Consider the following 12,936-nt stretch of genomic DNA (forward strand, 5'->3'; position numbering starts at 1 on the left):
CACGGCCTAGCGTTCGAACTTGCGGTAGGACGGGTCCAGGTCGCGTACCTCGGCCGAGGCGTGCAGCACGACCCCGTCGTCCTTCACATGCTCCCGCAGCAGCTCCAGGACGGCCTCGGTCAGCTTCGCCTTCGTCTCGTCGGTGCGGCCGGCGAGCAGCCCGAGCGTGACGTGCACGATCGCGTGGCCCTGCTCCTCGGGGTCCTCGTAGCCGAACGCCGTGTACTGGCTCTGCCGGAACTGCGTCTTGCACGCCTCCGGCTTCGCCGCCGCGATCTCGACCGTGGCGGTGTGCAGCGCCCGCGCGAAGCCCTTCCGGTCGAAGGCGTCGGCCAGTACGCCGGAATAGTCGACGGTGATCTGCGGCATGGGCACTCCTGTTCTACAGCGACATCTGGGCTCACCCTAACCTCAGGGCCAGCATCGCGATGTCGTCCTCCTGGTCCCGCCCGAAGCATCCGAGCAGCGTGTCGCACAGCTCCTCCACCCCGGCCGGGGCGTCGGCGGCGGCCTTGCGGAGCTGCTCCAGCGAGACGGAGAGGTCGATGCCGCGGCTCTCGATCAGGCCGTCGGTGACCATGAGCAGACGGTCCTTCGGGGTCAGCACCAGCTCGGTGGGGGCCGGCCGCTCCAGGCCGAGTCCGAGCAGCGGCCCGTCCACGGGGACGTACTCGGTGTCTCCCCCGTCCCGCACGATCAGGGGTGGGATGTGGCCCGCGTTGGCGATACGGGTGCGTCCGGTGCCGGGGTCGACCAGGGTCAGGCAGACCGTGGCGGTGACCTCGGGGTGGTAGTGCACGAGCATCCGGTCGAGCCGTTCGGCCAGCGTGCCCGGGTCGCTCTCCTCGACGCAGTAGGCGCGCAGCGCATGCCGGATCTCGACCATGACGGTGGCCGCGTCCAGCGAGTGCCCCACGACGTCGCCGACCGCGGTGAGTACCCCGTCCGGGGTCCGCAGGGCGGCGTAGAAGTCCCCGCCGATCTCGGCCTGCCGGGACGCGGGGACATAGCGGACGACGACCTCCACGCCGGGCAGCGGGGGGAGCCGGTAAGGCTGGGGCAGGAAGCTGTGCTGCAGGGTGAGGGCGATCTGGCGCTCCGCCTGGTACATCAGCAGGGGCTCGGCGGCGAGGGCGGTGGCCTGAGCGAGGCGCTCCGTGGGGAGGGCCGCCGAAGAGAGTGCCGCGCCGTGCCGTCGGTCGTCCGCGGGTTCGTCGTGGCTGGTCGCGCCCCGCGGCGGAGCCGCGGATCGATACGGCCCCGCGCCCCTTGAGGGCGCTGCAGGCACCGCAGTCCCACACGCCGGTGTTGCGATGCATACCCGGGCCCGCCCCTCCCGGCCCGACGCCAGGAGAAGGCTGGCGTCCTCACGGACGCCGGGGCGGAAGAAGCCTGAGGGCCACAATGAGGCGGGCACGACGGTGCTGTGGACACCGGTCCACCCGGTGCGGCCCTCCGCGAGGCGGGTGATCAGCCGGGCCGCTGCCACGTGTGGGGCGGTGTCGGGCAGGGCGGTGGGGGTGCCCGCCGGGTGGGCGAAGCCGTGGTTGCGGGGGCGGTTGAGGGAGCTGCCCCAGTGCGGCTCGCCGTCCGGGCCGATGACGAAGACGACCGCGGGGGTGCCGGTGAGGCGGGCGGTGCCCACGGCGGCGGCGTCGGCCAGCTCCCCCAGGCAGCGCGCGGTCTGCACGGTGACGATCGCCTCGGACAGCAGCGTCAGCCGGTGCGCGAGCACCTCGGCCGCGCTGCGCCGGCGCGCCCCGCGGACGGCGGCCCGCACGACGGCCTCGATCTCGCGCGGCTCGGCCGGCACGGTCAGGTAGGCGTCGGCGCCCGCGTCGAGACCCAGGCACCGGTACCCCGCGTCCACGGCCATGGCGGAGAAGTGGACGACGGGCAGCGCCGCCGTGGACGGCCGGGCCTTGACCAGACGGCACAGTTCGAAGCCGCTCATGTCCGGCAGCCCGACGTCCACGAGGGCCACGTCGGGCAGGGATCCCGCGCCCAGCCGGAGGTCCAGCTCGCTCAGCGCCTCGCCCGCGCTCGCGACCGGTACGACGTCGTGGCCGGCGCGGCGCAGCACGGCGCCCATGGCGAAGCGGCTGGTCGGGACGTCGTCGACGACCATCACGGTCGTGCCCGACTGCTTGCCGAAACCGTCCATCGTCGGGAGCCCTTGGGTACGCACGAGTGGGACGGACCCGAGGCATCGGGTCCGCCCCACTCAAGTTAGTGCGGAATCAGAGCGTCCGTGTGAAGACGGCGACAGTACGCCCCGGAACGGCGAACGTGCCCGATTCCCTCTCGAAGGACGAGGACTTGACGATAGAGTCCGCGCCCGACGCCTGCGTGGGATGCAGCCGATAGCCCTCGCCGGCCAGCGAGGCGATCCGCTGCTCCTGCTTCTGGGGCGTCGCGTTGAAGACGACGACGAGGTCACCGAGGCGCATGGTGATCACGCCGGGCGTCTCCTCCTCACCGGACAGCGGGAAGGAGAGCTTCGACTGCACCTGGCCGGCCGTGTCGAGGGAGAACACGCTCTCCGTCGTACGGATCCGCAACAGGTCCTGGTACGCCGCCGAGGCGCCGTCGATCTGCTCGCACCCGACCTTGACGGTGTTCAACAGCGGCTTGGCGTAGGGCCACTTGGACGCGTTGTCGGCCGCCGGCGGCAGCCCCCGTCCGAAGCCGTTGCCGTCGGCGCAGTTCCAGTGGATGGCGTTGAACCAGTCGCCGCTGTCGTAGGAGTTGCGGTCCAGGGACTTGGAGCGCAGCAGGTCGGTGCCGGCCTGGGACAGCGCCGGGCCCTGCGACAGGGTCGCCGTGGCCATGGCGAGGACCTGCATCCGGGCGCGGCCGGCGGCGCTCACCGAGGTGGGCAGCTTGAAGGCGAGGGCGTCGAAGAGCGACTCGTTGTCGTGCGCGTCGGCGTAGGCGAGGGCGTCGCCCGGGGCGGCCGCGTAGCCGGCGGGTGCGTCGTTGTAGTCGACCTCGGAGCCCTTGACCTCCTTGCCGCCGGTGTCGGTGAAGCGGTAGTCGGCGAGGTTGCCGGACAGGCCGACCTTGATCAGGTCCTGGTAGTGCAGCAGGCGAGCCTTCTGCTCATCCGAAGTTCCGTTGCTCTTCGAGGAGTTGGGGTCGGTGTACAGCCCGGACGCGAAGCCCTGGACGCCGGGGTCCTCGTCGAAGGGCCCGCCGCCGCGTACGGCGTCTCGCGCGCGGTCGGAGAAGGTCGCGATGCCGGTGCCGGCCATGTTCTTCTGCGTGGCCTGGACGAACCGGGCGTCGTCGGCGATCTCGCCGAAGTTCCAGCCCTCGCCGTACAGGATGATCTTCTTGCCGTCGACGCCGTCCTTGGCGAGGGTCAGCTCGTCCAGGGCCTTGCGGACCGCCAGGATATTGGCCTTCGGGTGGTGGCCCATGAGGTCGAAGCGGAAGCCGTCGACCTTGTACTCCTTGGCCCAGGTGACGATCGAGTCGACGACCAGCTTGCCCATCATGGCGTTCTCGGTGGCCGTGTTGGAGCAGCAGGTGCTGTTGGCGACCGAGCCGTCGGCGAGGAGCCGCTGGTAGTAGCCGGGGACGATCCGGTCGAGGACGGAGGTGTCGGCCTGGCCGCTGGCCGCCGTGTGGTTGTAGACGACGTCCATCACGACCCGCAGGCCGTCGTCGTTGAGGGCCTTGACCATCCTGCGGAACTCGACGGTACGCGCGGTGCCGTCCGGGTCGCTGGCGTACGAACCCTCGGGGACCGTGTAGTGGTACGGGTCGTAGCCCCAGTTGAAGGCGTCCTTCGCGGCGATCTTCGCCACGCACTCCTGCTGCTTGTCGGAGTCGGCCGGGAAGGAGGCGAGGTCGCAGTCGGTGGTCGCCTGCTCGGACTTCTTCTCGGGGATGGTGGCGATGTCGAAGGCGGGCAGGAGATGGACGTACGACGTGCCCGCCTCCGCCAGCTTCCTCAGGTGCCGGGAGCCGTCGCCGGCCTTGTCGGTGAAGGCGAGGTAGGTGCCCCGGTCCTTGGCGGGCACCGTCTTGTCCGCCACCGAGAAGTCCCGGATGTGCAGCTCCTGGATCTGGGCGTCCTTCAGCGGTACGGCCTTGGGCTTGGTGTACGAGGACCAGCCGCTCGGCGCCAGGGACCGGTCGGCGAGGTCGACGACCAGGCTGCGCTCGGAGTTCGCGGTGAGCGCGACGGCATAGGGGTCGGTGACCTTGTTGGTGACGACCTTGCGGACGCTGGGCGCCCAGACCTGGACGACGTACCGGTAGGGCTTGTTCTTCCAGGACCCCGGGCCGGTGACGGACCAGACGCCGGTGGTGTCGTTCCGCTTCATGGCGACGGTGGCCGCGGTGGAGTCACCGATCTCCAGCTTGACCGACTGGGCCGTCGGGGCCCAGACGGCGAGCGTCGGACGGCCCTTGTCGAAGGTCGGCCCGAGGTCGGCCTTCGTCGCGCCGGGATACAGGTCGTCGAGTACGCCGGCGATCTGCACGCCGGTCGCGGCCAGCACGGCACCGTTGGCGGCCCGCTGGGAGGCGACGAGCTGACCGCGCAGGGCCTCGCGGACCCGGTCGCGGTCGCGCGGGTCGACGGACCAGGCGGCGTAGTCCTTCAGATGCGGGAACCTGGCCTTCTGGGCGTCGGTGAGGGAGGTCTTGGACAGTCGGAGCCAGCGCTCGTCGTCGCTGGTCAGCGCGCCGTCCTTGACCTCGATCGAGCCGTCGCGCGAGTACAGCAGCTGGGTGGAGGCGGCGGTCTCGGCGCCGTCCCAGGCGACCGTGTTCCGGTCGATCCAGATCGCCTTGGAGGTGGTCAGGTCGAGCGCGGCCGCGGCGCCCGCGGGCTGCGGGAGCAGGTACTTCTCCTGGCCGCTCAACAGCCACACCTCATGGCCGTTCGCCGTGAGGTCGAGCGACTGGTCGGTGGGCAGGTCCTTCTCGTCGCCCTTGTGGAGGATGTAGCTGAGGCTGGTGGCACCGTCGGTGAGCGGTACCTCGAAAACCGCACCATAGCTGTCAGTCTTGACCGGCTTGATGGGGTTCGACCAGTCGGTGGGGTTCGCGGCACCCGTCCAGACGTGCAGGCCCCAGCCGTCGTAGTCGCCGTCGGGGCGCTGGTAGTGCAGGACGGCCTTGGTCTTGTCCGGGGCCGGGTAGTCGGCCGCCGGCTTCTCAGTGCGTACGTCCGTCTTGCCCTGCTCGATCCAGACCTCGCCGGTCTTGGTGACGTCGATCGCGCGGTCGGCGGAGACGTCCTTGTTGCCGTCCTTGTCGATGACGAGGAAGCCGACGTTCGAGGCACCCGGCTTCAGCTTGACGTAGGCGAAGGCGCCGTAGGCGTCACGGCCGACGAAGGGGTGGCTGGCCGGCCATTCGGTGGACTCGCCGTCGGCGAGGTCGCCCCAGGCGTACAGGCCCCAGTTCGCGTAGTCGCCGTCGGTGCGCTTGTAGTGGACGATCGCGTAGTCACGGGAGGAGGCGGAGGGGGTCTCGGGGGCGGGCGGGGTGCCGGTGGTGCTCGCCGCCGTCGCGCTCGCGGTGCGGCCGGCCGAGTCGATGACGACCGCCTTGTAGCGCAGGGCGGTGCCGGCCGGTACGTCCTTCCCGAGGGCCTGCGTGACCTTGTACGGGGCGTGGTCGGCGGAGCCCAGGGTCCGCCACTTGCCGTTGCCCACCTGCGCGGCGAAGACGACGCGGTTGAGCTGTCCGCCGTCGACGCCGGCGCCGATCTCCACCGTGCCGGTGGCGCCCTCGGCCGGGGCCTTGAGGGTGATCGAAGGCTTGGCGGCGGGCTTGGCGGGCTTGCCGGCCGCCTTGAGGACGATCGCCGAGCCGGCCGGGACGGTGACGGTGAGCTTCCTGTCGGCGTCGCTCGTCGCGGAGCCGTCGACGCCGTGGATCCCCTTGTACGTCATGCGCGCCGAACCGGTCGCGAACGTCGCCGACTTGGCGTCTTCGGCGTTGTTGAAGGCGACGACGTACTCGGTGCCGGTCCTGGCGTCGGTGCGGGAGAAGGCGTAGATGCCGGGGCCGTCGGCGGCGTAGCGCTCGGTCTGGATGCCGTCGGCGAGGGCCGGGTTGGCCTTGCGGAGCTTGGAGAGGGCGCTGATCTGCCGGTAGAGCGGGGCGTTCGGGTCGTAGGCGTCGCTCGCGTGGGTGCGCTCGGTGCCGAGCTGGTCGTCGTCGAGGTAGTCGGCGGTCCTGGACGCGAAGAGCGTCTGGCGGGCGTCCTTGTCGCCGCCGGCGCCGGTGAAGCCCTGCTCGTCGCCGTAGTAGACGACCGGGTTGCCGCGGCTGAGGAACATCAGCTCGTTGGCGAGCTTGTCCTTCTTGAGCAGCTCGGCGTCGGTGGCCTTCGGGTTGTCCTGGTTCAGGAAGTACCCGATGCGGCCCATGTCGTGGTTGCCGAGGAAGGTGACCTGCTCGTAGGCGTTGGCCTTGCCGGTCGTGTACTTGTAGTCGTCACCGAAGACCGAGGCCAGCTTCTGTGCGCTGCCGCCCTGGGAGGCGTACTGCCGTGCCGCCTCCTGGAAGGGGAAGTCGAGGGTGGCGTCGAGGCGGCCCTGGGTGACGTACGGGGCGGTGACGTTCGTGTCGGCGGAGTAGACCTCGCCGAACATGAAGAAGTCGTCGCGGCCCTTCTTGGCCGCGTAGGAGTCGAGGGCCGTGGCCCACTGGGTCCAGAACTCCATGTTGACGTGCTTCACGGTGTCGATGCGGAAGCCGTCGATGTCGAAGTCCCTGACCCACCGCTGGTAGATCTTCTCCATGCCGCTGACGACCTCGGGACGCTCGGTCCACAGGTCGTCCAGGCCGCCGAAGTCGCCATGCGTGGAGCTCTCACCGGCGAAGGTGGAGTCGCCTCGGTCGTGGTACATCGTCGGGTCGTTGAGCCACGACGGAACCTTGTTGTTCTTGGTGACCTTCGGGGTGCGCGCGAAGGAGTCCTCGTCGACCTCGGGAAAGTCGCCCGTGCCCGCGTAGTCGGAGTCGTCGAAGGGCTCGCCGTCCTTGGTCAGATACGGGAACGCGCCCTTGGAGAGATAGTCGTAGGACTTCTCCTCGTAGTCGACGACATCGGCCGTGTGGTTGGTGATGACGTCGAAGAAGACCTTCATGCCCTTGGAATGGGCCTTGGAGATGAGGTTCTCCAGGTCCTGATTGGTTCCGAAGTGCGGGTCGACCTGGGTGAAGTCGGTGATCCAGTAACCGTGGTAGCCGGCGGAGGCGTTGCTCCCCGTCCCCTGCACGGGCTGGTTCTTGAAGATCGGGGCCATCCAGATGGAGGTGGTGCCGAGGCCCTTGATGTAGTCGAGCCGCTTGGTCAGGCCCTTGAGGTCGCCGCCCTGGTAGAAGCCCTTGTCGGTGGGGTCGTAGCCGGTGGCGAGGCGCGAGCCGGTCAGGCCGCCCTTGTCGTTGGAGGTGTCACCGTTGGCGAAACGGTCCGGGAGCACGAAGTAGAACTGCTCGCGCGTGGAGTCGTGCCGGGCGGGCGCCGAGGCGAGCTTGGCGTCGGAAGGGGGCGGGGGCGGAGTGTCCGCCTGCGCCGCGAGAGGCTGGACGAGCGCTGCGGCCAGCGCGGTCACGGTGACCGCGGCGACCCGTCCAACGTGGGTGGTACGGCGCCTCGACGGCGACGGCCATCTCGGTATCACAGATGGACTCCTTGCGGTGACGACGGCTCTACATGGGTCCGACCCCGCGCGACCGTATCGCCGCCGTAACACTTACAGCAAGAGTCCTGAAAGTAACGGAAAGAACTTTCAACTGATCTCTCAGCAGATCCCTCAGCAGTTGGAGTTGGTCTGCGTCAGCAGCCCGAGCTTCCAGGGCAGGGTGTTGTAGGGGCCCGAGGCGGCCGGGTCCAGACCCTGGTACAGGTACTGCATCCGGCATGGGTTGATGGTCAGGGTCTGATCGACGCCGGCCCGGACCATCTCACCGTGACTGATGTCCTGGGTCCACGCGGTGCCGTCGAAGGTGACGTTGGTCGAGCGCGCGAAGGGATTGGCCTCGGTGTTCGCGAGCGGGGTCCAAGTGCCGGTGAGGCTGTTCGTCGTCCAGGACCTGAAGTAGCGCTTGCCGTTGCTCCCGATCGCCTCGACGAGCAGCAGATAGGTCTGGGAGTCGGAGAGCTTGTAGACGTTGGCCGCCTCCCACAACGCGTACTTGTTGGAGTCCTGCATCACGATGACCGTGTCGGTGAAGCCGTTCGGGAAGTTCGCGATGCTGGTCCGCGAGCGGTACAGGTGGCCGTTGTCGTCGGAGGAGAACAGGTAGCAGTTCACCGTGCCGCAGATGGTCCAGAAGTCGACCCAGTAGCCGCTGCCGATGTTGTCCCGGATGATCTGCGGCATCCCGTCCGCGTAGAACTTCCTCGGCGCGCTCCACGACGCCGGGTTGGAGATGTTCGTGGTGGTGGAGTACGCCGCGTTGTCCCCGGTCTGGTACACGAGGTACCAGAGCCCCTGCGGCGCGAAGTAGAAGACTTGCGGAGCCGCCTTGTACCCGGCACCGATCGCCGTCTGGTCGAGGTAGTACTGCTGGGCGTTGGCGGCCTGCGACCAGTCGGTGAAGCTCAGGTACACCATGTTGTACGAGCCGCTGGTGCTCGCCGTCGACGCGAACACATGCCACCGCCCGCCCGAGTACACGACCGACGGATCCTTGATGGCGGCAATGCTGTGGGTGGCGTCCGACTTCGCGGAGATCAGCGGCCCGCTGGACCGCCACTGGAAGCTGCTCGGCAGGGCCGCGGCCGAGGGGGAGGCCGCGAATCCGAGCAGGAGACCGAAGGCACCGGCCAGGATCGCGAGCATTCTCATGACACGCACGACGGCTCCTATCGCTTGACGGTGTAGGTGACGAGCGAGCGTGCGGGAACCGTCGCGGTCAGCGCTCCCCCGCTGACGGCCACGGCCGACTGCCGGGCCATGCTGTTCGACCCGTTGGTGAGATACGGAGTCGCGGTCCCGGCGCTGATCCCGGTGTTCTGCAGGCTGTACGACACCTGCTGGGCGCTGGTGCCCGCGTTGAGCGCCACGACGGTCAGCGTGCCGTCGGTGTTGCGGAAGGCCGACAGCCGGAGGTTGGCGTCGGGGGTGGTGGCGGCGATGCGAGTGGCCCCGGGGCGGATGAAGCGGCTGTAGTTGGCGAGCGCCCACAGCCGCTTGGAGACGTGGTAGTTCGCCCCGTCCATCTGGATCAGACCGCGGGTGGCGCCGACCGAGGCGCCGTACCAGTACACATAGCCACTGGTGTTGCCCTTGGTGAGCGCGTCGTGGACCGCCGAGGCGACCGTGAAGCCGTCATAGCCGCTGCCGTCGTCCCAGTTCTCGTTCCAGGTCGTGCCGTTGGGCGACCACTCCGACATCCAGGTGCGCTTCCGGGTCGGCAGCGGGCCGTCGACCGGGCTCGCGTAGGTGTGGCCGGTGTGGGTGGCGACGTAGTTACGGGCCGTCGCGTCGGCCTCGATCGCGCTCGTGTAGGCCTTCTGCTGGTTCCAGCCGAAGGAATCGCAGCAGGCCACCTTGTACCCGGCCGCATTCGCGACCGGCCCGAGGACCTTCACGAACTCCGTCGCCTGGGCGGGAGTGAGCCGCATGGAGTCGTACGTCGCCGTCCAGTCGGGCTCGTTGGTGAAGCCGAGGTCGGTGACGCCGATGCCCTCCTGGGCGTAGAACCGCGCGTACTGCACGAGGAAGTTCGCGTACGCCCTGCGCCAGTCGCCGCTCGCGCAGGTGGCACCGGCGAGTCCGCACAGGGTGCCGCCGTTGGCGTCGCTGCCGTTCGTCTTCATGTACCCGGGGGCCGTCCAGGCGTCGGCGTAGAAGCGGTTCACGCCGTACGCCCTGGCCTCCTTGGCCAGCCACACCTGCCCCTTGTCGACGCCGTCCCACACGTACTGCGGGGTCGCGTTCGGGCCACCGGGGTCGGTCGGCTGGATGCCGGAGTCGATGCCGAGGCGCAGGATGCTGAGGCCGGCGCCGGTGGTGCGGTTGAGGAGGAGGTCGAGGATCTCGCGCTGCTTGGCCGCCGGTAAGCCCTGCGAGCCGCGCATGATGTCGGCCCGTCCGAAGTGCTCGGAGAAGCCGAAGCCGTCGATGGGCTGGTAGGTGGTGGAGCCGTTGACGGTGGCCGTCGTGGCCGCGTAGGCGTTCGGGGTGCCCGCCGCGGTGAAGCCGGCTGCCGTCAGCAGCACCGACAGCGATGTCAGCGTCCAGTTTCTGAGTCTGCGTGTCATGATCCGCCCCATGGTGGGAGCGCTCCCATTCATAGGGCGGAACGTAGGACGATGTTCTGAACACGTCAACCCTGCCCGCGCCGCGGATAACCGATCGCCACACGCGGCTCCCCTGGCTACCGTCCTCGCATGGAGCAGGAACCACCGCTCGTTCGCGACGTCTTCCCGGAGCTCGTCGACGAACTGGCCACCCTCCTGGCGGAGGAGGGGGAACACTGGCTGGCCATCTGCGTACGGGATGTCCGTCTGGTCGGCGAGTGCGGCTGCCGCGGCGACTTCTGCCAGAGCATCCGGACGACGGACCGGCCGCCGGGACAGCCGTACGGTCCGGGCCATCGCTGCGTGCCGCTGCTGCCCTCGTCGGGCGATCTGATCCTCGACGTCGTGGACGGCCGGATCATGTACATCGAGATACTCGGACGGCCACCCCTGCGCCGGCGTGTTCAGCCGTGACCGGGGTGGCCGTCTCCGAGGGGCGCGGGAGCTCAGCAGCTCGACTTGCCGGCGTAGATCGCGAGGGCGGTGTTGGAGCCGAGGGTGGCGGTGAACTGACCGCTGGAGTTCACGGTCACCGTCGTGTTGTTCTGCACGTTGCAGTACGTGCCGGCCGCGAGGGACGTCTGGTACGTGCGGCTCAGGCTGCTCGACTCGTGGTTGATGGCGACGTAGCCCTTGCTGCCCCGCCCGAACGCGATCGCGTCGCCCCCGTTGTCCCACCAGTTGGTGACCGACTCGCCGCGGGTGGCGTTGCGGAAGGCGACCATGCGGAGGATCTCCGGCCAGGCGTGCTGGCACTTCCAGCCGTCCTGCCAGCAGGCGTTGACCGTGCCCCCGTTGGGCGGACCGGCGTCCGTGTCGGACCACTCGTACCCGGAGTTGATGTCCGGGGCGCCGTACGGGTAGGCCAGCATGAAGACGTTGGCCAGGGTGTAGTTCGCGCCGTCCTTGTAGTTGAGCGTGGAGCCGTTGCGTTCGGTGTCGTGGTTGTCGACGAAGACACCGGAGACCGAGCTGTTCATGTAGCCCCAGCCCTCGCCGTAGTTCTTCAGGTACGCCAGGTTCTCGTTGCTGAAGACCCGCTTGAGGTCGTAGGCGTACCGGAACTCCTGCACGTCCCCGTTGCCCGTGTACTCGGTGGGCTGGACGGCCTCTCCGCTGCCGTAGATGACCTCCTGCTTCCAGTAGACCGACGGGTTGCTCAGGCGGGACTTGATGTTGGCGAGGTCGGCCGCCGGCATGTGCTTGGCCGCGTCGACGCGGAAGCCGTCGACGCCGTAGCCGAGCAGGGTGTTCATGTAGCCGGCGATGGTGGCGCGGACGTACTCCTCGCCGGTGTCCAGGTCGGCGAGGCCGACGAGTTCACAGTTCTGGACGTTGGTGCGGTTGGTGTAGTCGCTGATCGTGGCCGTGCAGTCGTTCATGTCGGCCGAGGAGTACAGGCCGGGGTAGTCGTACTTCGTGTACGACGAGCCGCCGGTGCCGGTGCCGCTGCCCGCGGACATGTGGTTGATGACGGTGTCGACGACGACCTTCACACCCGCGTTGTGGCAGGTGTTCACCATGTTCCGGAAGGCGGTGGCGTCACCGAGGCGCCCTGCGATCTTGTAGCCGACGGGCTGGTACGAGGTCCACCACTGCGCGCCCTGGATGTGCTCCTGGGGCGGGGAGACCTGGACGTAGCCGTAGCCGGCGGGGCCGAGGGTGTTGGTGCACTCCTTGGCGACCGAGGCGAAGTTCCACTCGAACATCACCGCGGTGACGTCCTTGGTGCCGGGCGGGGAGGCGGACGCGCTGCCGCCGGGGAACACGAGGGCTGCGGCCGCGGCCGCGGCAAGTGCGGTGAGGGCGGCTGCGGGAGCAGTGCGACGGTGCTTGCGGTGGCGCTTCGGGGGCGCCGAGCTTCTCGGTATCACAGGCTGAACTCCTTGCGATTGCGGCTCAGTTCGGGTCCCCCCTGCGCCGCGGCGCGGCTTCGTTGCCGGGCGTCGGCGCGAACGTACCGCTAACGAAAGGTTTACAGCAAGAGTATTGAAACTCATAGCAAGCACTTTCACTACCGGCCTTGACGTGCCCTTCTCAACTGCCCCACGCTCACGAGGAGTTGTGTCCCTGGCCTCTGCTCGACTCGTGCCTTCGGGAGCCGCACATGACCAGCAGACCCCAACCGCTCGGCGTCGGACCCCGCGGCGCCCTCGGCCGCACCGTGAGCGCCTTCGCCACCGGCGCACTCGCGCTGGCCGGGGCGCTGGCCCTGCCCGCCACGCCCGCGCGGGCGGACGCCACGGCCTCGGGCGATGTGATCGCCAACCTCTGGTCCTACAACTGGGACTCGGTAGCCGCCGAGTGCACGGACGTGCTCGGCCCGAACGGCTACGGCGCCGTGTGGGTCGCACCGCCGGCGGAGTCGTTGAAGCAGACCGACTACTACTGGTGGGACGTCTACCAGCCCTACTCGTACGACCTGAACGGCCGCTTCGGGACGTCGGCGCGGTTCGCGTCGATGGTGGACGCCTGCCATGACGCGGGCGTGAAGGTATACACGGACGCGGTGATCAACCACACCGCCGCCCAGACCGGCACCGGCTACAACGGCACGACGCTCACCAACAAGTACGACACCCCCGACTGGGACCGGACGACTTCCACACGTCCGCCGAGTGCCCGGACCCGGACCCGGACCTGATCATCGACGA

7 protein-coding genes and 1 pseudogene are annotated in these 12,936 nt (G+C 68.9%); 2 read left to right on the forward strand and 6 right to left on the reverse strand.

Features of this window, described 5'->3' with window-relative positions:
• Positions 1 to 6 precede the first annotated feature (6 nt).
• The 5 genes and pseudogenes from ABIE67_RS14195 to ABIE67_RS14215 all read right to left on the reverse strand — a co-directional run bounded on the left by ABIE67_RS14195 (position 7) and on the right by ABIE67_RS14215 (position 10,243).
• Positions 7 to 369 (reverse strand): 5-carboxymethyl-2-hydroxymuconate Delta-isomerase, encoded by a 363-nt coding sequence (locus ABIE67_RS14195; RefSeq protein ID WP_370256854.1) that lies wholly within the window; start codon positions 367 to 369, stop codon positions 7 to 9.
• Positions 370 to 400: 31 nt separating this feature from the next.
• Positions 401 to 2,164 (reverse strand): SpoIIE family protein phosphatase, encoded by a 1,764-nt coding sequence (locus tag ABIE67_RS14200; protein ID WP_370256855.1) that lies wholly within the window; start codon positions 2,162 to 2,164, stop codon positions 401 to 403.
• 76 nt (positions 2,165 to 2,240) lie between these two features.
• Entirely contained in the window at positions 2,241 to 7,655 is a 5,415-nt protein-coding gene (gene pulA / locus ABIE67_RS14205) for a pullulanase-type alpha-1,6-glucosidase (RefSeq protein WP_370256856.1), read from the reverse strand.
• A gap of 132 nt (positions 7,656 to 7,787) precedes the next feature.
• Positions 7,788 to 8,765 (reverse strand): annotated as a pseudogene (locus tag ABIE67_RS14210) (non-reducing end alpha-L-arabinofuranosidase family hydrolase); the annotation flags it as partial.
• Between the two features lie 77 nt (positions 8,766 to 8,842).
• The gene (locus ABIE67_RS14215) at positions 8,843 to 10,243 is read right to left on the reverse strand and encodes a glycoside hydrolase (RefSeq protein WP_370256857.1); all 1,401 of its coding nucleotides are present in this window, start codon (positions 10,241 to 10,243) and stop codon (positions 8,843 to 8,845) included.
• Between the two features lie 129 nt (positions 10,244 to 10,372).
• Between ABIE67_RS14215 and ABIE67_RS14220 the strand changes: the two genes are divergently transcribed.
• Positions 10,373 to 10,696 carry a hypothetical protein gene (locus ABIE67_RS14220; RefSeq protein WP_370256858.1) on the forward strand — a complete coding sequence of 108 codons (324 nt, stop codon included), beginning with the start codon at positions 10,373 to 10,375 and terminating at the stop codon, positions 10,694 to 10,696.
• 32 nt (positions 10,697 to 10,728) lie between these two features.
• Here ABIE67_RS14220 and ABIE67_RS14225 read toward each other — a convergent pair whose 3' ends face one another.
• Positions 10,729 to 12,156 carry an alpha-amylase family protein gene (locus ABIE67_RS14225; RefSeq protein WP_370256859.1) on the reverse strand — a complete coding sequence of 476 codons (1,428 nt, stop codon included), beginning with the start codon at positions 12,154 to 12,156 and terminating at the stop codon, positions 10,729 to 10,731.
• 233 nt (positions 12,157 to 12,389) lie between these two features.
• On the opposite strand from ABIE67_RS14225, the gene ABIE67_RS14230 reads away from it, so the two are divergent.
• Positions 12,390 to 12,926 (forward strand): alpha-amylase family glycosyl hydrolase, encoded by a 537-nt coding sequence (locus tag ABIE67_RS14230; protein ID WP_370256860.1) that lies wholly within the window; start codon positions 12,390 to 12,392, stop codon positions 12,924 to 12,926.
• Positions 12,927 to 12,936: the final 10 nt, after the last annotated feature.

Source organism: Streptomyces sp. V4I8, assembly GCF_041261225.1.
Lineage (GTDB): Bacteria > Actinomycetota > Actinomycetes > Streptomycetales > Streptomycetaceae > Streptomyces.